The sequence below is a fragment of the Pseudoalteromonas lipolytica genome, from assembly GCF_003515105.1.
GTDB lineage: Bacteria > Pseudomonadota > Gammaproteobacteria > Enterobacterales > Alteromonadaceae > Pseudoalteromonas > Pseudoalteromonas lipolytica.
The window spans coordinates 1,273,590-1,294,919 of the sequence record NZ_CP032090.1 but is presented as its reverse complement, the minus strand read 5'-3'; the positions used below and the strand labels follow the sequence as shown (position 1 = coordinate 1,294,919).

Below are 21,330 nucleotides of genomic sequence, written 5' to 3'. Positions count from 1 at the left end.
AACCAATACGACACCTTTTTAATGCCAAAATGACACCAATCAGTTTTTATTAGCATTTTCATATAATTACTTCTAAAACCACGAGCCTGCACAGCGTCTGTGTATTTTCGCACATTGAAAACGACTCCCCCCTGCCCTTATCTACATTCTCACAGTCACAAAGAGAAGTACCGATATGAAAAAAATGCATCAATTAAAAACCCTCATACTTTGCGCAACGGCTTTGTTCGCAGGCCCGCTTTATGCAGCTTCAAATCATGGTTATGCAATTGATTATATTCAAGGTGAAGGCGACGTGAAAGGCATTAAATTAGCCTACCAATATCATATCCCGAGCGAGAAATTACCACTCAAGTACGGCCGTTTATACTTCGAATCGAGTTTTAACATTTGGCAATACGGTAAAGAAAACAATCATCAAACTAACGTAGTGTTAGCAATGTCACCCGTGATTCAATACCCCGTGTTCAATGTTAAAGGTATACCGGTGTCAGTTGAGTTTGGTATAGGCGTCTCAATTTTAGATGACACCCACTTTGCAGGAAAAAATGTTAGCACTCACTACCAGTTTGAAGATAGGTTAGGCTTGGTTGCTGATTTAGGTGACAACCGTTCGTTAGCACTACGCTATTTACACTACTCTAACGCAGGATTCAAAAGCCCAAACCCTGGACTTGATTTTATTTCTCTTTCTTATGCAAAACGCTTTTAATACCATTGTGCTTAATTAAGAGGTCTATTTTGAGGCAATATAACCGCGTTGATAACAAGGCAAAATTTAGTTATTTAGTTGTTCTCGGCAATTGCTCCTGCATCCATACAGTCGTAAATCAGACATTTTTAACGCAGGTAGCGACTGGTTTGAACACTCAAAATGATTAAGTATTTTTGCGGATTGATATAAGTGCTACTATCTAGGTTGGTGAATTAGCTGAGTGTACCTATGGAAACCTGGCAAAAAATTGCAATCGTCGTGGCCGTGTTTGGGGTTGTCATTGGCAACCTTGCTTTATTAAAACATGCAGCAAAAATGGACTTTAAAAAGCCCGAAAAAAAAGACGAAAATGATCAAAAAAGCCCTGATTGATCAGGGCTTTTTGATTATGCGCTGACGAGTTTACACTAACCAATGCGCCATCAATACAATGACCGGCAGCGTTACTAATGTTCTTAAAATAAAAATTAAAAACAATTCAACGATATTCACTGGGATTTTGCTGCCTAATAACAATGCCCCTACTTCAGACATGTAAATTAACTGCGTGACACTCATAGCAGCAATAATGAAACGGGTGACATCGCTCTCAATGTTTCCCGCCGCTAATATTGACGGTATGAACATATCGGCAAAACCCACCATAATAGTTTGCGCCGCTGCTTCTGCTTCAGGAACCTGCAGTAATTCTAAAAATGGCACAAATGGTTTGCCCATGTATTCAAAAATGGCAGTGTATTCAGCGATAATCAGGGCAAATGTACCCACAGCCATCACCACGGGTAATACAGCAAAAACCATGTCAAATGCGTTGTGTAAGCCTTCTTTAAGCGTACCTACAACGCCTGGAGCTGTGCGTGCTTTAGCTAAAGCTACATCGAGAGAATGCGTAATAAGAGTTTTCCCTTCTGGCACCGACTCTGCATGCTTGTCGGGTTCTGTGCCGTCAACATACAAATCTTTCTTAAAACGTAAAGGCGGTAAGCGCGGAACAATTAAAGCAGCAACAAAACCCGCTAAACACACGGTCAAATAGAATGGAGCAAACAAGTGTTCTAATTTTACTTGGCCAATAACAACCAAACAAAAAGTAATTGATACAGCAGAAAATGTGGTACCAATAATCGCAGCTTCACGTTGTGTATAATGCTTGTCTTCATATTGGCGTGCGGTCATTAAAATACCGACACTACCATCACCAAGCCACGACGCTACGCAGTTAACGGCGCTTCGTCCTGGTACACCAAATAAAGGGCGCATCACCTTTGTCAGTAACGTACCAACAAGCTCCAACAAACCAAAGTTGAGTAATAATGGCAGCAGTAAACCCGCTAAAATAAACACCGAAAAAAGTACCGGCAGGAGGTCGTTTAAAACTAATGCCCCTGTATCACCCGAAATAATCATTTCGGGACCTTGCTTCGTGTACGTTAATATAATAAATACCATACCGAGCAAACGCACAGTCAACCACAGCCAACTTACATCAAACAAATGTTTAATAATAAATATTTTTAACAGCGCTCTTGGCTTAAAAAACTTTATTATTAACGACATAAAACCTGTGATACACACAATTGTGGTAATTAACCCCAATGCAAATGGCGCAATCCACTCCTGCACAGCTTTTGCCATAACAGCAATTGGAATTGTCATTGCTTCACCTATGGGTACCGGCGTCATAAACAAGAAGACACCTATAAGTGAAGGAACGAAAAAGGTAAACAAAGTTCGCAAGTTACTGCGGTTTGCAGCGTTTAAGTTAGACATATTTTCAACCTGTAAAAACCACAAAAAGAGCGGCTAGGCTCTTTTTGTGGTGGTTTTAACTTTTTTAATTATTAAATATTGATGCCGCGTTGGCGCAGCGCATTTTCTAATGCTTGTTGTAGGTCATTCATTGTACCCGGCTCAAGTGTATTGCCTTCTGAGTCCATCCAAGTCAGGCTTGTGCCACCTTCATTGGTACGGCTAACAAGAATTTGGTATTGGCCATCTTCAATAGGCAGTTCTGCAAGCTCTTCACCCCAAATAGAATCCCACACGCTTGACTCTGGCTTTTTGTAATCAGCCGTGATCAAACCGCGCTCTTGATCAATTTCAACAATGGTGAAAGACAAACGCTCTAAGAAACCAGAAAAACGATCAAACACAACAAAGTAATCTTGCTCAGTAACTAATGCGGCGTTGCCTTTGTTATCAAAGCCCATTTCAAGCGAAATAATGCCTTGTTGTTTACGCATTTCAACCTCAAGTTGACGATAACGATAGTCAAACTCAGCGATTACTTGGTTTAAAGCACGCACTTCTAATTGTTGTTGTAGAAGCGGTGTTAATTCTTGTGAGTCACTTTTATAATCAACCAGTTTTGCATTTAAAGATGCAGTACGTTGATGCGATTTCTCTTCAATTGTAAAAAGAAAACGCTGCTGTGACACTTCCGTTTCGCTTTCCCAAAACCAGCTATCTTCAGGCTTGATGATTGTGTACCAATCAGTTTCTATGCTGCCTAATAACTTATCTTCTTTAACGGCACGGGTATTACTCTCATTCAGTACCGCGTGAACGGAATCCCAAATAAATTCATCTAAATCAACGATACCGTCATTTTTATCAAAATAAACACGTGCGTCTTTATCGCCTTCTTCAACCCAGCTACCTTGTGCAATGGTGATCACTTGCGCCGGTGGACGATAATTTTTCGCTTCAGGATTATTGTCGTACTGAGCCACTTCCATTTTATAAGTCGGATCTTGAGCTGGTTGCGCAAGTCCTTCAGGCGCTTTAACCGGTTCGTTAGCACGATAATTACGTTTATGGTGTGCTTCATCGGTAAATACACCGCACCCAGTTAAACTTACCAATACGCTTACAGCAAGCGCCTTTGAGATCCAATACTGCACAGATATTTCTCCTTAGCAAACCCTTAATTTTTTTAACAAATATATGAGTGGGTAATGCCGATTTGGTTCACTGTAAAATCACTTTTAACTTTACATTTTTTATTTTATGCAAAAAACCCGAATGGTTTGGGTTAGCGTAACGTATGTGTTTGCTTATCACCTTGCAAAATTTTAACTATGGTACTTTCTGATGCCCCTAAAAACAAGAAAGAGCGTACTTTATTCACGGCTTAATTAATCGTCGCTATCGTTAACTGAGTAAATTATGTTAAACTTTGCCGCCGTGCGTTATTAAACTCACGTGAAATCAAGGCTTATTCTGGCTTATATCTATTGGTATTATTAATTACTAGGTACTTAAAATTCCATGACTGTTTTTACAAATCATCAGATAGTGCTCACTGCGATTGGCGAAGATAGACCCGGTATCGTTAGCGAATTGACTCAGTTAGTGAGTGATTGCCATTGCAATATAATTGACAGTCGCATTGCTATTTTGGGCAACGAATTTACCTTTATCATGTTATTGGCTGGCGATATGTCAGCAATTAGCCGCATTGAGCATACATTGCCTACAAAAGGCATGGAGCTTGGCTTATTAACCATGATGAAACGCACAGCAAGTCATGTTGCGTGTGAATTTTGTGCTGGTTACACCCTCGAATACACAGGTATTGACACACCGGGAACACTAAGCAAAGTAACGCGCTTTTTTGCTGACAATCATATCAGTATTTGTTCTCTTAAATCAGACACCTATGAAGAGAATGACGAACTTAAAATGCGCTGCGAACTAGAGTTTAATATCCCTGTAGAAGTCGATATTGATCACTTTAAAGTGAGCTTTGAAGATCTTTCTCGTAGTTTGAACGTAGACTATATATTCAGACGCATTCGCTAAGGAGCAAAGCATGAAGAAAATTAATCCACTACAAGCTGGCGACACAGCCCCTGCTTTTAGTTTACAAAACCAAAACGACGAAACCGTTGTCTTAGCTGATCTTTTAAAAGAGCAGCAAGTACTGGTTTATTTTTACCCTAAAGCATCAACTCCTGGTTGTACAGTGCAAGCTGAAAACCTTCGTGATGAAAAAGCAGAGCTTGCTAAGTTCAATACGCACGTTGTTGGTATTAGCCCTGATCCAATCAAACGACTAAAGAATTTTGAAACAAAGAAAGAGCTTAACTTTGATCTGTTAGCCGATGAAGATCACGCCATTGCCGATGCATTCGGTATTTGGGGTTACAAAAAGTTTATGGGTAAAGAGTACGAGGGTATTCACCGCATCAGCTTTTTAGTTGGCCAAGATGGTAAAATCAAGCACGTGTTTGATAAGTTTAAAACCAAAGATCATCATCAGGTTGTGCTTGATTATTTAGCGCAGAATAAATAGTTACGAGTTACGAGTTACGAGTTACGAGTTACGAGTTACGAGTTACGAGTTACGAGAACATAGTAAAAAAGCGTTGCCATGGTGCAACGCTTTTTTTGTTTCTGTACACAAAAATTATCTGTTTAACTAATTCCCAAATACTTATGCACTTGCACTGATAAACGCCAGTTCTTTGCAATACAGGTTTCAATGGCCAGTTTAGTCGCTGATGTTTTTTGGCTGATGGGTTGAAGGTAAACTAAACGCGGATTCACGCCTGTTTTTAAGAACAAATCTTCAAGCTCTTCGACATGCTTTTGCATAGCCACTGGGTGTTTAATTTCATCGGCGCGTTGCATTGCACTGCGCAGTACTTTGTAACCGCCGCGCATATTAATTTTTGGTGAAACCGTCACCCACGTTTGCTCAGGGACTAAAATCTCGAATGTGCCGCTGGTTTCTATTTGCGTAGAATAACCGTTTGCATGTAATAGCTCACACACTGGGTTTAAGTCATACATGCAAGGTTCACCACCGGTGATCACCACATGCTTTGCGTTGTAACCGCGTTCTTTAAATAGCGCTAATATTTGCTCTGCAGAGGCTTCGGCCCAATGATCAGAGTCCGCTTTTTTTTCGACCGTGTCATCAAGCGACACCCTATACACATTATCAACGTCCCATGTTTGTTTTGTATCACACCAAGCACAGCCCACAGGGCAGCCTTGCAAACGTAAAAAGATTGAAGGTGTACCCGTAAAACTTGCTTCACCTTGAATTGTTTCAAACACTTCGTTAATTTTGTACAAAAGACATCTCACTTACGACGCGACGGACAGTAAAAATTGGCCGCCTAAAAACCAAAATCGCGGGCAAAAATTGTTATTTAGGCCCGAGCCGTGTAGTATATCGCGCCCTGAAGTAAACCTCTATCAAAAGTATGAGCAAAACAGTTATGACGCAAAAAGTAGTTGTTATTTATTCCGGCGGTATGGACTCATTTACCGTATTAAATAAAGCCCTGCAGCAAGGCCACGAAGTGTATGCCCTGTCGTTCGACTACGGCCAGCGTCATGTTAAAGAGCTTAAAGTGGCGGCACAGGTATGTGAAAAGCTTGGTGTTCCTCATAAAATCGTTGATATTTCTGCGATTAATCAACTGATTGGCGGCTCGTCGTTAACCGACGATATAGACGTGCCAGAAGGTCATTACGAAGAAGAGAGCATGAAAAGCACGATCGTGCCAAACCGTAACATGATTTTATTATCACTGGCTGTTGGCTACGCAGTGTCGCTAAAAGCCAGCAAAGTGTATTACGGTGCTCATTCAGGTGACCATGCAATTTACCCAGATTGTCGTCCAGAGTTCGTTAAAAAAATGGATGATGTATGCCGTATTGCAAACTACGACGCCGTTGAAATTTTCAGCCCTTATTTAAACAATACGAAAATCGATATTTTGACAGATGGTTTAAAAATGGGCCTTGATTACAGCCAAACATGGACCTGCTACAACGGCCGCGACAAAGCCTGTGGTAAATGTGGTGCATGCCAAGAGCGTTTAGAAGCCTTCACACTTAATAACGTAACAGACCCTATTGAGTACGAATAACCGCAAACGCAAAATGATAAAAGGCGAGTTTAACTCGCCTTTTTTGATTGTGTTTGCTGAATAAGTTTTAACAACTGGGCTGTGGCGGTAGCATCAGCCAGCGCACGGTGATGATTCGTTAAATTCAGTTCAAAATGTGCAGCTAAATTACCAAGCGAGTATGAGGGAAGTTTCGGAAATGCTTTTCGCGACTCAACCACCGTACACAATTTAGGCATTTTAAAGGTCTGGGCGATTGCGGCGTATTCTTTACGAATAAAACTGTAATCAAAATTCACATTATGAGCCACAAATACCGACCCTTTTAAGAGCCCTCTGAGCGTATCGGCTATATCAGCAAAACAAGGGGCATCGCGCACCATGGCGGCATTAATGCCGGTCAACTTGGTGATAAATGGCGGTATACTTCGCTCTGGATTAATTAAACTTGCCCACTGCTTAATCACTTCGCCGGCTTGTAGCTGCACCACGGCAATTTCGGTTATTTTATTATTACCTTGCACCCCACCCGTGGTTTCAATGTCAACCACACTGTATATACGGTTAGGATCATTAAACCAATTTACCGCAACAATATTCACGGTAAAGCCATGCTGTTTTAATATATCAATACTCACCAGCTGATTGCGTCTGAGTTTATCACCAGGCGCTTTCACTTCTTCAAAGCACAAGCCAGTGTCTTTCAGTACCATTAAGTCTGGGTAGCCATCTTTGAGTTGTTTAAAAGTTTTTGTCATTTGCAATAAATGCGCTTTTAAACTCTCAAGTTCACTGTGCTGAATAAGCACTTTTAAAGGCTCAAGAATATCACTGTGCCATTGAAACAACCCCGTTGGCGTATCGTAAAACTGCGCTGCACTTTTGCAAACCTGCTTATAAATACAATCATTATGGGTGAACGTTGCCAGTTTTTGCTCAATATCTGCCTGCTGCGAAGCGTAAAAACAATCGGCTAATAAAACATGCGGGTAAATATCAAATTCATTGCACGGTGGGTACGGTGTATCCACAAACAGTTCTTGCCAAAACGTCAGCGCGAATAAACTCAACCACAGATTATTTTCAGTAAAAAATACCGTATATCCCTGCTGTTGGTAATACTCACAGACTCCTTGCTCAACATCGCCACGATAAATATCGTCAATCTCTAACTGACACTCAGTATCACTGAGCATTTGTGTTAACCGAGAGCGCTGCTGCTTGTTGTATTTTCGTTGTAAGAAATCTTCAGCAAAATACAAAATGCCGTCGTCGATGGGGTCGTTAATAATTGCTTCTAACGTTTGCTGTACCCATTCAGTATCACCTTGTTTATAACGTACACGAATAGCCAGCTCTTGTGCCTCACTGCTACCAGTGCAATTATCTAAAAGTGTGCATGCATAAGCCAAATCGACCTCTTTAAATTGCTTAAATAAGCGAATAAGCAGTTTATTTTTAATACTGTGCGCTAAATCGTCAGTACAGTTTATCTGTAACAGTTCATTGGCTAAATGACGATATTGTTCAGGCATCTCGCATGCCTTAAACTGCATGCGACATTGATTTAATTGGTAATGAGTCTGTGCTTCTTCAAGAGTATTAAAACGTGACCGCGTTTCACCAACATCATTACGCACCTTCGCTATCCCTAAATCACGCATAACAAAGCGGTTTTGATGGTTTATATCACCTGCACTTAAGCGACCGCTGTATAAAAATTCAAAGTACTCGTAATATTCTGCTCGGCTATTAACAACAAACTCTCCACATAACTGTTCAAGCGTATTCGCCTCTCGGTCAATATGTTGTTTACACAGTGCCAGTAAAACCCCTTTACTGGCCGACTTTTTAAACGTAACAGGGGTTTTAAAAAGTGCGTCATCGGCAAGCAATGCAACAAGCTCAGGTTTCGTTAAATGAGCAAGTACCAAATCAAGATCATCAACCGTAGGGTGAGCCACCAGCGCAAACTGCTTAAGTTTAAAAATAGCGCCGTGTAGGTTTGGGATTTCTTCGTAATTAAGCGATGAAAGCGCGACGAGTCTTGGTTTTCGCGAATAGATACGTAACAAAGTACACAAGCTTTGTTCGTCGAGCTGGGTTAACTTAACGATAAATTGCTGTTGTTCAGGAGTTAGCAACGTTTTGCATTGCGCCTGAATAAATTCGGCTAATTCAAAAAAGTGATTTAAATAATATTTTAGCGGTAATTGTTTTTGCATAGCTAACACCACAACTGTATATAAATACAGTATCAGGTATTAGCTTGCTTATTTCAACATGTGGTTGCTTATTTTACTTTATAAATTCCCACAATGGCGCAGATTGCCCCCCCCACCATACCAAGCCATGCTTCGATTGGTGTGTCGCCACTAAACGTACGACTTACTTGAGCACTGGCCGAGTCATAAACGTTATAACCCCATACAGCAAGTGCAACACCAATCACGATAAGTGCGATACCAATAATTTTACCCATAGTTATTATTCCTTATTGTTGTTCACTTTCAGTGTTGCACATAAATACACACGCTGCAAAATTTCACTTTAATTTCAAACTAAAGGTAATAATTTCATCATTTAACTCAACGTTAAGTTCGGCGTTTATCGATGTGCTTAACGCTTTGGCAATCGATAATCCAAGACCAAAATTATCGCTGGATGTTCTGGCACTGTCTTTTTGCCACAGTGGATCAAATAACTGGCTAATATCTTCATCGGTTAAGGGTATTTTTAATTCATTAGTAACAGATAATTGCAACTTACCCTCTTTATTAAGCAGCGTACTTACAGTCACTACACTCTTTTCTGGGCTGTATTGTTTGGCGTTATTCACAAGATTGATGATGATTGATTCAAGTGCAAATAAGTTACTAACAATAGCTGGGATATCTTCTTGAAGTGCAAATTCAACTCGCTCTAGATCGCACCTTTCTAAGGTACGCATTATGACCTGATTTAAATCGCAAGCATCTTGTTTTGGTAAGGCTTCATTACTGTATTTATGCAGTAGCAATAGGTTCGACACAATGCTTTTTAACCGTTGGCTAATTTTCAGTACCTCGGGTTTAAAATCGGCTTCAAATTCTTTTTCATCAGGAAAACGAATGGCCACTTCGGCCATGTTGATTAGCTCAGCAATGGGGGTTTTTAGTTCGTGAGCGATGTCTGACGTTAAACGTTTTTCGCGAAAGTACAGCTGCCTATTTTCTTTAATAAAGGCATTCAAGCTATTTACAATCGGCTGCAGCTCTTTAACTGGTTCTTCAACGACAATTATTGCATTTTTATCTGCGATACTAAGCCGACTAATATCACGATTGAGTTTATTCAGTGGCGCTAAAGAACTGTCGACCGATTTACGTACAAAGAGCCGAATAAAAACAATGACTGTCACTGTGGTTACAATAAAAATAACGTCAATTAACCACAAAATAAAATCAACTTCTTCAGAAGACGCGGCATAGGCCAAAGTAAGCGTGCTGTGATGTGGTCTACTCACTCCATTATAAAAATTCCTATGTGAGTGCGAGTCAAGTTGCGGCTGAAAACGAGTATAAATGATTCGTCCGTCACGACCATCCGGTAGCTGGGTGGTCATTATTTTCGCTTCACCCAATTTTAACTCTTCAAACTTAAGGTTCTTCAAAGCAAATAAATTAAGGCTTTGTGAGCGTGTAAACACTCCCTCCTCAGTCCAAATCTGAAAATACTCAGGCTCAAACTGCCCATCAAACTCTGGCATAAATTCACTCGAGAAATTAAAAGCCACCCCTTCTTCATCTTCATGTACCAAAGTCATCAGCATGCCAGCTTTTGAGTGTAAGCCACGGTTAAACTCATTATCAATCCAATTATCGACTGCAATATCTGTGGCTAATAAAATACCTAAAACAAGCCCAGTTATCGCTATGGATAGAGTAAAAACTAATTTACTGCGAATTGATTTCATCACCTTCCTTGAATTATGTAACCAAAACCACGCTTGGTTTGAATAGGTAACTCACCACCTGCCGCTCTGACCTTTTTACGTGCTGATGATAAATGCGCCTCAATAGAGTTTTTCGAAACTAAGTCATATTGCCCTGCAATATAAGTACTTAACTTTTCTGATGTAATCACTTTATTTTGATTACTAAATAAGCACTCAACAATTTTGTATTCGTTGGGCGTAAGGTCGATTACAGTGTCACCGACTTGCAACAGTTTTAATTGTAAGTTCAAAGCCAAGTTATCGATGCGGATCACATCACTGATTGTTTTCAAGCCACCGCGACGCATCAAGTTTAATAACCTTGCATGAAGCTCATCAAACGAAAATGGTTTTGTTAGGTAGTCATCGGCCCCAGTCAGCAGCCCTTTCACTTTGTCTTCAGGTTCTTGCTTGGCAGATAAAATGAGCACACGCACATCGAGCTGCTTTGCTCTTATGGTTTGTAATAACGTAATACCATCAATACTGGGTAACATAATGTCGAGTACTATTAATTCGTACTCTCCTGTCATTGCCATACTAAGTCCTTCAGCGCCATCGCCAGTTTCATCAATGGTAAAACCTAAGTTTTCAAGGCCAACTCGTAGACTACGTCTTAATGACACTGAATCTTCAATAATTAACAATTTCATATGTTACTCAAATAAGTAAAAACTCTTCTACCTCATCAGGTTACAGCACCAAACTTAAGATTCACTTAAGATTTACTGAAGTTTTTCTGGTTTAGAAAATATTAAGATTACCATAAGGATTTCTTAAGTTTTGCTTCCTACTATTGCCGTAGTTTCGATTAAGAAAGTACGACTATGACAGCAAAACTCTCCGTTTTAAAACCTTTGTTTCGTTTTACCTTATTATTAATGACAGTTTTTATGCTGTCGAGAATTGGCTTACTGTTATGGCAGCAGCAACGGCTTGTTGATGGTGATAGCATAGCTGTGCTAATTGGTGGCCTGAGAATCGATTTGAGTAGCCTAGGTTACCTATCAGCTTTAGCCGTTTTGATGTTACTTGCTAACGTGTTTTTGCGCAGTAGAACCGCTTTATTTCAACATGCTTTTACTCTTTATAGCAGCCTAGTCGTAACTTTAATCGTGGTTGTTGAGGCTTCAACACCCGCATTTATTAACCAATACGATGTGCGACCAAATCGCTTGTTTGTCGAATACCTAGATTACCCTCAAGAAGTATTCTCTATGCTGTTAAATGGCCATCAGCTGGCTATGATAAGCACCTTAATTATTGCAACACTAAGTTGTGTGTTTGCGTATCGCTTTATAAATGCAGCATTTAGTAAACAACAAAACACTAAAAAGGCTAGCCAAGTGGTAATACTCGTTACCACCTTAATAATTTGTTTAATTAGCGCAAGAGGTACTGTAAGTCATCGCCCTCTAAATCCGGCATTAGTGTATTTTTCGGGTGACTCGCTGGTTAATTCACTGGTGCTCAACTCACCCTACAGTGTAGCGTTTGCTTTAAAAAATATGGGTAATGAAAAGAATGCCAGTAGTCTATATGGCACCATGCCACGCAGTGACATTATCGACACCGTTAAAAAAGCATCATATCGCTCACAGTTCACCATTGAGGCAATCCCAACGCTTGCTGTTAACACAGCGTTTAACCATAAAAGTAAAAAAAACTTAGTGATCATTTTAGAAGAGAGCTTAGGTGCTCGTTTTGTCGGGGAGTTAGGTGGCATTGGTGTTACACCACACCTTGATAAGCTGTATAAAGAAGGTTGGGGATTTAACAATTTATATGCAACGGGTACACGTTCTGTCCGAGGAATTGAAGCTGTAACAACCGGTTTTATCCCCTCACCTTCTCGCTCAGTAGTAAAGCTATCAAAGTCACAGCATAACTTCTTTTCACTTGCCGATGTATTGGCACGCACAGGTTATACCACCCAATTTATTTATGGCGGAGAAAGTCACTTCGATAACATGAAAAGCTTTTTCTTAGGCAATGGCTTTAGCGATATTGTAGATATTAATGACATACAAAGCCCAGAGTTTATCTCATCTTGGGGAGTAAGCGACGAAGACTTATTCAATCAAGCTGATAAAGAGCTAAACGAGCTAAATAAAGCGGGCAAACCTTTTTTCAGCCTTGTGTTTACTTCAAGTAATCACGATCCCTTTGATATTCCAGAAGGTAAGGTAACGCTGCCTGAAGGCCACGACCCTCAAAACTACAAACGCGATCTCGCAATTAAATACGCTGACTACGCGCTAGGTAAATTCATCGCAAAAGCCAAAACACAAGATTACTGGCAAGACACGGTATTTTTAGTGGTTGCTGATCATGATGTACGCGTGTTTGGCTCAGAGCCTGTGCCGCTTAAATCTTTCCATATTCCTGCGGTCATTTTAAACAGTGATATGAAAGCAAAGCGTGATACTCGCTTAGTAAGCCAAATGGATTTACCGGTAACCTTGTTATCGTTGTTAGGTGTTGAACAAGCGACTCCAATGATCGGCTACGACTTAACAAAACAATACCCCGTAGAGCGCGCCATGATGCAGTACTACGACAACTTTGCTTACGTAGAAAATGGTGAAGCCGTGATCCTGATGCCAAACCAAAAAGTGAGCTATTGGCGCTATGACCCTGCTAGTAAAACCCAAGTTGCCATCGATAACGCAGATAGCAGCGTTGAGCTTGCCAAAAAAGCCTTAGCTCACGTCTTATTTAGCAATTTAGCTTATACCGAACAGTTGTATCGCTTACCAAATAAACCGTAGCGATGAGGAATGATTATGAGCATGCAAATTAAACAACTCCTTACTAAAAAATGGCACGTTAGCTACAGCCAATTTGTCTGGCTGGTGTCGTTTTACTTGGTTATAGCATTTAATGGCCTGTTTTTATTTAACATGCTTGAAGCTGCCAGCAAACCTGAACATATCAATTGGTTATTTATAGCAAGCGTACCTTTTTTCTTATTAGCACTGTCGGCAATGGTATTGAGTTGGTTATCGTTAATCACCTTTGTAAAACCCGTGCTTTTAACAAGCATCGTAGTTTCGTCGCTGTTGTTTTATGCAACCTTAAATTACGGTGTTATCTTTGATAAAAGCATGTTGCAAAATGTCTTAGAAACAAATTCAGGTGAGGCATTTTCATACCTAAATGTACAAGTCATCGCTTTTATTGGTGTGCTTGGGGTGCTCCCAGCCTATTTGTTTTCTCGCTTTAAAATTGTCGGAAACTTTCGTGTTCGCCTAAAAAGCTTTGCGTTTCTCAACGTCACAGCGTTTATTGCTGTAGCCGTTATTGCTGTGCCATTTTATAAAGATTATGCCTCTGTAGGGCGTAATAACCGCCAGCTAACAAGTTACATAACTCCTTTTGCATTTTACACCGCAAGCTATAAGTACTTGCGCGATAATTATTTTTACCCGCCTTTACCATTTAAAGTATTAGATAAAACACCGCATTTATTGGCTAAGCAGCAAAGCTCACTCACCATTATGGTGGTAGGCGAAACAGCCAGAGCAGCTAACTTTTCACTGCAAGGTTATGACAAGAAAACGAATCCATATACACCAAAACTCGGTGTGAAATACTTTAGCGATGTCAGCTCATGTGGCACCGCAACAGCCATTTCTGTGCCTTGTATGTTCTCGCGTTTAGATAGAAATGAATACGATTCCCGGCTTGCGCAGAGCCAAGAAAATGTGCTTGATCTTATCCAGCGAAGTGGTGTTGAAGTCACTTGGATTGACAATAACAGCAGCTGTAAAGGCGTTTGTGTTCGCGTTAAGTCTAAGACTATCGAACCAAATAAAATAAATACACAGTGTGATGGCCATTACTGTTTTGATGAAGTACTCGTTGAAGAGTTAGCTGCAACACTTGCCAAGAGTCATGCGACGCACCAATTAGTCGTGCTACACATGATTGGCTCGCATGGGCCAACCTACTATCGCCGCTATCCAGAAAAAGAGACTAAATTTTTGCCTGACTGCCCACGTAGCGATATCCAAAATTGTAGCAGCGAGCAACTCACAAACACCTATGACAATACCATTGCTTATACCGACTTAGTGCTGAGTAAACTAATCAACTTGCTTAAAGACAGTAAGGCGGATGATAAATCACTGTTATATGTCTCTGATCATGGTGAGTCGTTAGGTGAAAAAGGTTTATATTTACATGGCTTCCCATACGCATTAGCGCCTAAAGAGCAAACCCAAGTGCCTATGCTATTTTGGAGTAATAAACTAGCCGATAGCCGCTTTAACCAATGTATTGAACAACAGCGTAACCATGCTTTTTCGCACGATAACATATTTGACACCCTACTTGGCTTAACTCATGTCGGAAGTACTAAATATAACCCTGAGCAAGACATTTTCTATGCTTGCTCAAAACAAAGCTAACGAAATAGAGATTTCATACGATGCAATTTGATAGCACTAACAAACCTATAGGCATTAAACGTATTCGCCTAGCATTTAAAAATTCCCAACGTGCATTCACGTGGTTAGCAAAGCATGAGTCTGCTTTTAAACAAGAGCTGATACTGTTAGTCCTTGCCATAGCCGTGGTTTTTGTCTGGCAAATTACCCTGTATGAGAAAATCATGCTGCTTATCTCTGTGTTATTTGTGATGTTTGCTGAAGTGGTCAATACGGCAATTGAAGCTGCAATAGACCGCATAGGCCTTGAAATTCATCCGTTATCAGGCCTAGCCAAAGACTTGGGGTCAGCAGCTGTACTTATTGCTCTTACGATTTGTGCGCTGGTATGGGGCGGTGTATTTGTTAACAACCTAGGTTAATTCGCTTTTTTATCATCTGGGGTGTCATTACACAATGCACAATGTCGCCCTTTTGATGAGTGATATAAACGGGTTGCGATAAAAATTGCCGTTGCAATAAATGACCAAAGTAACGCAAAACTTAATGCACTTTGTGTGTCGTGACCTTTAAGGATTTCTACCATAAATAATAAAATAGCCACCAGCGTGAAAATTCTAATGGCTCTTAAAATCCAAAATTTTGTACTCATAACTTACTCCTTTAAAAGAGTAAGCGTAGTGCAAAATAAGCAAAAACACCTAAAAATCCAAAGCAGGCTCAGACAAAACCTGTACACCATTTTTAAATACTTCTAATTGCCCCGCTGGTGATTGCTCAGTACCTAGCACAATAACATGACACACATAGCGGTAGCCGTTATTCATAAACGTATAAAAATGGTTACCGCCACTGCCATCAAAGCTTAACGTGCCATTTGTTATCACAATGCGTGGTTCATCCGCCATTGTTTGCGTGATGTCCCATGCTGCATAGCGGTATTGATTTTCTGCCAACTCATCAATACGTATTAAATGCTTTTTTGTCTTCCAAGTTAGTATCGGCTGTGTAAATTCGCGAAGACTTTCATGCAGGCGTTGTTTTTGCTTTGCAATAAGCGCTTCACGCCGTGTTTTTTCTGCTTCTGATTCATAGGGAACAGCCCAAATTGAACCATCAAAATCAAGCCACAATTTACCAGAGTCAAACATAATGCCTCGCCAGCCCATCATTTGCCAATCGTGGCGAATATTGGAGGTCGTGATTTTTTCAACGAACGCTTTATCAAAAACCTCATCAAAGCGCGCTATCAGCATGTGCTTGTTTTTAATAGCTTCTAAGGGGGCTTTACGCTTTAGCGGATAATGAACACGCTCTGCGATGGTGTCTTTATCACCCGCTTTAAATGCCGCAACTACTGGCTTAACAAGATTTATATGTTGAGTTGCGGTCATATTTTTTGTCGAAAAAATACATCCCAGCAGCAATACTGCAAATACCTTAATTGCGTTCACTCTGATGCCTATTTTATTGATTTTCATAAGCGTAACAGATAAAGGGTTACAGCGTACAGGCTCTACTTAAAGGCGATTTCTGTGGCAGGGCTTTGATTTCCTAGCCTATCGACCGCAATCACTTTTACAGCATTGAGCGACTGCCCCTCTTTTGTTTCATTGACCTTAAGCCAATTAACATCAGGCGTGTAAATTTGATAGTGCCAATCATCACCATATTGCGTGTACACTAAGCTGTGCGCGACGTGTTCAGGGGTTGTATGTTGCCAGCGTAACACTATAGATTCAGCCTGTTGTTGATACTCAAGTTTAAACGGTGATAGAGCGGGCATGTCTATCCAAGGCGTTTCAGGAATTAAAGCTTGATGCTGAAATACGCCATCTGCAATGACGTCACGCATTAATTGGCTACCATCTAGTGCGGCAACATTCCAAAAAACGGTCCCTGGTGATGCAGTCAAAAATCCACGGTTGATCATTATTTGATTAACCACTTCATCAACACCTGCTTCGTCGAATGATCGCAGCGCATTAATACCCGGCCATAAATGACGACCTTGCGTGTTTTGTGACTGCCACCAGCTTAATAAGAGCGGGTAGCTTTGTGCGTATTGGTTTATTGGCCAATAAAGCTGAGGTGAAAAGTAATCTAACCACCCTTCGTTTAGCCATAACTTGGCATCTGCAAAAAGCGTTTCGTACTGATCCATGCCACGAATGGTACTAGGTTGTGTTGGTCTGTATACACCGAATGGGCTGATCCCGACTAACACATGTGGTTTAATTTCTTTCACCGTACTGTAAAGACGCTGCACAAATGTGTTCACCGCATTGCGTCGCCAGTCTGACACACTAAGCGTCCCACCTGCTTGAATATATGCCTGATATTGCTCAGCATCTGGAAAATCGTCTCCTTCGTTATACGATGGATACGGGTAAAAGTAATCATCATAATGAATGCCATCTAAATCATAGCGCGTTACCAGCTCTGTTAATGTATTTAATGTATGAGTGACCACATCTTTATCTGTCGGCAAAAACCAAAAAGTACCATTTTTTAATTTAACCACCTTATCAGGCTGGGTATTCACGACCGACTGCGACGATAATGGCCCGCCTACATGATGATGTGCTCGATATGGATTGATCCATGCGTGAAGCTTTAAGCCACGTTTATGCGCGTTTTCTATCCAAAATTGTAAGGGATCATAATAAGGCTCTGGGGCTTTTCCCTGCTCTTTCGTTAAATAGTAAGACCACGGCTCATAACTACTTTGATAAAGGGCATCAGCTTGGGGCCTCACCTGAAAAATCACCGTATTAAAATTATGTTGTTGCAGCGTATCCAGTATTCTAATTGCGTGTTCTTTTTGCTCTGCAACAGGTAACCCCGGCTCCAGGGGCCAATTTATATTGGCCACTGTCGCAACCCACGCTGCGCGAAATTCTCGCGCGACGACCTGTTGGTGAATTTTGCCAAGCATCTGCTTTTCAGCACTACTGGGCTCAGAACTGGGCAAAAAGCTACATCCAATCAAACCAGAAAACATCAACAAGATAAGTAAATTTTTAAAATGCATAGCTAACCTATTATTAAAAAGGCACAGCATAAATATGCTGTGCCTTAATTAAATGAGTAAACGTCGAATCAATCTGATTAGAATTTCATTTGTGCGCCCAGTAAGAAACGGCGACCGTAGTCATGAATAGCCAACGGACGATTGTTATCAGGCATACCGGTGCTGTTACCCGACGTCGCTTTTTGCTCTTCGTTTGTGAGGTTAATCGCTTGGAAAATAAGATTAAGATTTTCTGTCACGTTGTAACTCATGTTCAAATCATATTGACCAAAGCCATCTTTATACTGGTTTAAACCTAAGTAGTTTGTGTAGAAGTACTCAGAGCGATAAGTGTATGAAACACGTGCAGAGAATGCGCTGTTTTCGTAATAAACCGTGGCATTAAACGTATCTTCAGAGTTATTTGGTAATACGGCTTCTTCACCTGCTTCTTTTTGCTCAGCGGTTTGCTCAAGCTCAGCATCAGAATAGGTATAGTTTGTTTGAATACCAAAACCATACGGTAGTTTTTGAGTATAGTTCACTTCGAAGCCCGCATTTTCGCCACCTAAACCATTTTGTGGCTGCGTCACTAAGAAATCACGCACTTCTTCAATACCGGTATCTGGGTCTGTCCATGTCCACTGTTTTTCAACAGTCGCATTGGTAATATACGAGTCGATATCTTTGTAGAAGTAAGCAAATGATAGAATTGACGATTCATTAAAGTACCACTCTGCCGAAAGGTCATATTGAGTCGCACGATATGGTTTTAAATAAGGATTCCCTTCGGTGCCTTTACACCCTGTGGCAGCTGCACAGTAACCACTTTTGCGTGCAGATAAAAAGTCATAATCAGGGCGAGACATCACTTTTGCTGCAGCAAAACGCACAACAACATCATCGGCTAAATCATAATTAATATTTACACTTGGTAAAAAGTCATCGTAACTATTTGTGCTTTCGACATCTTGGATATTTTCAGGTGCAAAGCTGCGACCTGTGTACTCAACTGAACGCGAATCAAGCTCAGTTTTCACCGCTCGAACACCCATGTTACCACGCCATTTATTGTAATCGAACACAGCCTTTACATACCCAGCGGTCACGGTCTCTTCTAAATCAAAGGTGTAATCTAAGTGCTCGTATGGGCCACTAGTCGGCGTGGTTGATGAAATCCAATCGGCGTACTTAGCGTTATCAAACTGCCATAAAATTGCATTTGCCCCCTCGCCCATAAAGTCAGAGGCCGAGTCGCTTGCAAACATACCCAAGTGATAAGTTTCACCATCTGCTGACACTTTAGGGTAATTAGCTTTCATTAAACTAGCTGCTTTTGAGTGCTCTCTGTACTTAACACCCGCTTTGATAGCGGTAAAAAAACCACCATCAAGTAAATATTCAACGTCTAATTGACCATAAATTTCTTTTGAGTCATTAAAAATATCGTTTTTATGGTTATAGTCTAAGCGGTAATCTTGTGGACTTAAGTCCGCTGATAAAGTGACATCGGGTGTACCATTTTCAAGTGTAAATGAGGCATCTGTATTAGCATAATATTCTGAATACACATCGCTGACCTCACCATCCGCTTTGCTGTAACCTAATTGCCCCGTTACGGTGTAATTATCAGCTTTGTAAGTTACTTTTAAATCATGCGCTTGAGTCTTAAATTCGCCCTCGTAACCTGCATTACCGTAATAACCTAAATTATTATGAGCCGGTAAATCACCCGCCACTAACGTACCATCAACAATAACAGGATTTTCTACATTACTGATGTTTTGTAAAATAAAACCACTGGAGTAAGTGCCAAACGACTTGTGCTCCGACGATGAATATAAATTGTTAAATACAAAATCCAGATTATCATTTGCAGCATATTGCAGCGTCACGGTTGCGGTGTCTAAATCACTGTCACTAGCATAACGGTTGTAACCCACAGCACCCGGATAAAACTCAGCATTGCCGTCTTGGTTTGCATCAGTACTACGGTAGCCAAAACGTACTTCTTTACTGTCACGTTGCGTCGCTGTTTCTTTGTGAATAAAACCCACATTGAAGCCAAAGTCTTGTGCTTCATTTTTCCACGAGTATAAACCCGATAAATACGGTTTTGTTTCATCAGCATTTTCAAAATGGAAAGCCTTTACTGATAACGCGGCATAATTTGCCTCGCTATCCAACGGCTTACGTGTTTTAACAACAACGGTTCCACCAATTGAGCCTTCGTCAATGTCAGCTTCAGCCGATTTATATACTTCAAGCGTATCAACAAGCTCTGCAGGTAATAACGAATAGTTAAAACCTCGTGATGGGCGCGTAATTGAGGCTGAAGCTGTCGCTGATGCCACGTTTTGCCCGTTCAACAACGTAATATTTAAATGAGGTGCAGTACCACGGATACTTACTCTGTCGCTTTCGCCACCCAAGTCTTTTTCAACCTGAACACCTGGAATACGCTGAAGTGCGTCTGCGACCGTTTGATCTGGAAACTTACCGATGTCTTCTGCAGACACAGCATCAACTACGCTATTTGAAAAGCGCTTCATATTGATACTTTTTTCAACGGAAGCCGCATACCCACGAACTTCTATTTGTTCAATGTCTTCTTTGGTGACTTTCTTTTTATCAGCTTGTTCATCGGCTGCGAAAACCGATGCTGAAGCCCCTAAAACAAGTGATGGAACGAGCGCTTTTTTAATACAAATAGCTAACGCAGAGAATTTTTTATTCATGAAACTGTAACCCTATCGTTTTTTATAAAGTGAGAGATTTTGTGACTACAAACTACATAAATGCTCTTTAGAACAACAAACGGTAACAACTTTATTGTTACATTGCGGCTACAATATTCGTAATAAACTTTAAAATCAAGATATTTTATTCTTTATATTTATTTTTTTAAAAATATAAAATTCTATAAAAGGGACTAAAAGTGTTTAGCTGAATTTTTGCCACATTATTTTTTATCCATTAATCAACGTTATAGAAAACGAGAAAAGGCTATATCGCTTAACACCCCCTGATGAATACGCATTTATAACGCCTAAAACAGAGAAATTCGCGCTCGGGTTGCTGTTATTGGGTAACCAAAAAGTGCTGATGAGACAGTGGGTATACACACCTCCTAAAAAGAGTATGCTTAACTCATAACTAGGTGAATACAGTGCCCAGAAAACTGATTGCAAGGGCCGTTGTCACCATAGTACCGCCCCTTTACTTCGGCACTTATCGGCTTTCGCTCTCTGTGCTCGCCGTAATGTATAAATACCTAAACATAAACTTTAACTTTTTGTTCGATTACAAAAAGCGTTTTATCAGCCTTAAAAAGTGCCCGATAACATAGTTGCAACCGCCTCTTTTAA

Annotated in this window: 19 protein-coding genes; 8 read left to right on the top strand and 11 right to left on the bottom strand. The window is 40.5% G+C overall.

The features are described 5' to 3' along the window. Window positions 1-175: 175 nt before the first annotated feature. Together D0907_RS05880 and D0907_RS05875 are read left to right on the top strand one after the other, a co-directional pair. Window positions 176-712 (top strand): acyloxyacyl hydrolase, encoded by a 537-nt coding sequence (locus D0907_RS05880; protein WP_036969637.1) that lies wholly within the window; start codon window positions 176-178, stop codon window positions 710-712. 231 nt (window positions 713-943) lie between these two features. Then, window positions 944-1,087 carry a DUF2897 family protein gene (locus tag D0907_RS05875; protein ID WP_074988602.1) on the top strand — a complete coding sequence of 48 codons (144 nt, stop codon included), beginning with the start codon at window positions 944-946 and terminating at the stop codon, window positions 1,085-1,087. A gap of 30 nt (window positions 1,088-1,117) precedes the next feature. On the opposite strand, the gene D0907_RS05870 is transcribed toward D0907_RS05875, so the two are convergent. Further along, the gene (locus D0907_RS05870) at window positions 1,118-2,485 is read right to left on the bottom strand and encodes a YjiH family protein (protein WP_118844153.1); all 1,368 of its coding nucleotides are present in this window, start codon (window positions 2,483-2,485) and stop codon (window positions 1,118-1,120) included. Window positions 2,486-2,556: 71 nt separating this feature from the next. Continuing rightward, complete coding sequence (bamC, locus tag D0907_RS05865; protein WP_036969641.1) at window positions 2,557-3,618, bottom strand: outer membrane protein assembly factor BamC; 1,062 nt, start codon at window positions 3,616-3,618, stop codon at window positions 2,557-2,559. Between the two features lie 367 nt (window positions 3,619-3,985). On the opposite strand from bamC, the gene D0907_RS05855 reads away from it, so the two are divergent. Together D0907_RS05855 and bcp are read left to right on the top strand one after the other, a co-directional pair. Further along, window positions 3,986-4,519, top strand: a complete 534-nt coding sequence (locus D0907_RS05855; protein ID WP_036969643.1) for a glycine cleavage system transcriptional repressor — start codon at window positions 3,986-3,988, stop codon at window positions 4,517-4,519. 10 nt (window positions 4,520-4,529) lie between these two features. Then, entirely contained in the window at window positions 4,530-5,012 is a 483-nt protein-coding gene (gene bcp / locus D0907_RS05850; protein ID WP_036969646.1) for a thioredoxin-dependent thiol peroxidase, read from the top strand. A 122-nt stretch (window positions 5,013-5,134) separates the two neighbouring features. Here the strand turns inward: bcp and queE are convergent, their stop codons facing one another. Continuing rightward, window positions 5,135-5,800, bottom strand: coding sequence for a 7-carboxy-7-deazaguanine synthase QueE (gene queE / locus D0907_RS05845; RefSeq protein ID WP_036969649.1), 666 nt, complete (start codon window positions 5,798-5,800; stop codon window positions 5,135-5,137). A gap of 146 nt (window positions 5,801-5,946) precedes the next feature. On the opposite strand from queE, the gene queC reads away from it, so the two are divergent. Beyond that, window positions 5,947-6,603, top strand: coding sequence for a 7-cyano-7-deazaguanine synthase QueC (queC, locus tag D0907_RS05840; RefSeq protein WP_036969651.1), 657 nt, complete (start codon window positions 5,947-5,949; stop codon window positions 6,601-6,603). Window positions 6,604-6,632: 29 nt separating this feature from the next. Here the strand turns inward: queC and D0907_RS05835 are convergent, their stop codons facing one another. The 4 genes from D0907_RS05835 to D0907_RS05820 form a co-directional block, all read right to left on the bottom strand. After that, window positions 6,633-8,807, bottom strand: a complete 2,175-nt coding sequence (locus tag D0907_RS05835; RefSeq protein ID WP_036969653.1) for an exonuclease domain-containing protein — start codon at window positions 8,805-8,807, stop codon at window positions 6,633-6,635. 68 nt (window positions 8,808-8,875) lie between these two features. Continuing rightward, window positions 8,876-9,064, bottom strand: coding sequence for a DUF3185 family protein (locus tag D0907_RS05830; protein ID WP_065979772.1), 189 nt, complete (start codon window positions 9,062-9,064; stop codon window positions 8,876-8,878). Between the two features lie 63 nt (window positions 9,065-9,127). Further along, on the bottom strand, window positions 9,128-10,537 hold the full coding sequence (locus D0907_RS05825; RefSeq protein ID WP_065979771.1) for a sensor histidine kinase: 1,410 nt from the start codon (window positions 10,535-10,537) through the stop codon (window positions 9,128-9,130). Beyond that, window positions 10,537-11,211 (bottom strand): response regulator transcription factor, encoded by a 675-nt coding sequence (locus D0907_RS05820; protein ID WP_036969661.1) that lies wholly within the window; start codon window positions 11,209-11,211, stop codon window positions 10,537-10,539. Before D0907_RS05820 ends, D0907_RS05825 begins: the two co-directional genes overlap by 1 nt. Window positions 11,212-11,385: 174 nt before the next feature. On the opposite strand from D0907_RS05820, the gene D0907_RS05815 reads away from it, so the two are divergent. Genes D0907_RS05815 through D0907_RS05805 form a run of 3 tightly spaced genes read left to right on the top strand, consistent with a single transcriptional unit; the run spans window position 11,386 to window position 15,371 of the window. Then, on the top strand, window positions 11,386-13,329 hold the full coding sequence (locus D0907_RS05815) for an LTA synthase family protein (protein ID WP_118844151.1): 1,944 nt from the start codon (window positions 11,386-11,388) through the stop codon (window positions 13,327-13,329). Window positions 13,330-13,344: 15 nt separating this feature from the next. Continuing rightward, entirely contained in the window at window positions 13,345-14,970 is a 1,626-nt protein-coding gene (locus D0907_RS05810) for a phosphoethanolamine transferase (RefSeq protein ID WP_244223144.1), read from the top strand. Window positions 14,971-14,990: 20 nt separating this feature from the next. Beyond that, complete coding sequence (locus D0907_RS05805) at window positions 14,991-15,371, top strand: diacylglycerol kinase (RefSeq protein ID WP_036969667.1); 381 nt, start codon at window positions 14,991-14,993, stop codon at window positions 15,369-15,371. Here the strand turns inward: D0907_RS05805 and D0907_RS05800 are convergent. From D0907_RS05800 to D0907_RS05785, 4 genes are all read right to left on the bottom strand, one after another. Then, complete coding sequence (locus tag D0907_RS05800) at window positions 15,368-15,601, bottom strand: hypothetical protein (protein ID WP_118844150.1); 234 nt, start codon at window positions 15,599-15,601, stop codon at window positions 15,368-15,370. The genes D0907_RS05805 and D0907_RS05800 overlap by 4 nt on opposite strands. 49 nt (window positions 15,602-15,650) lie before the next feature. Beyond that, complete coding sequence (locus D0907_RS05795) at window positions 15,651-16,403, bottom strand: hypothetical protein (protein WP_118844149.1); 753 nt, start codon at window positions 16,401-16,403, stop codon at window positions 15,651-15,653. Between the two features lie 62 nt (window positions 16,404-16,465). Continuing rightward, window positions 16,466-17,983, bottom strand: coding sequence for a glycoside hydrolase family 10-like protein (locus D0907_RS05790; RefSeq protein WP_118844148.1), 1,518 nt, complete (start codon window positions 17,981-17,983; stop codon window positions 16,466-16,468). A gap of 77 nt (window positions 17,984-18,060) precedes the next feature. Continuing rightward, the gene (locus D0907_RS05785; RefSeq protein WP_036969673.1) at window positions 18,061-20,700 is read right to left on the bottom strand and encodes a TonB-dependent receptor; all 2,640 of its coding nucleotides are present in this window, start codon (window positions 20,698-20,700) and stop codon (window positions 18,061-18,063) included. Between the last annotated feature and the right edge of the window lie 630 nt (window positions 20,701-21,330).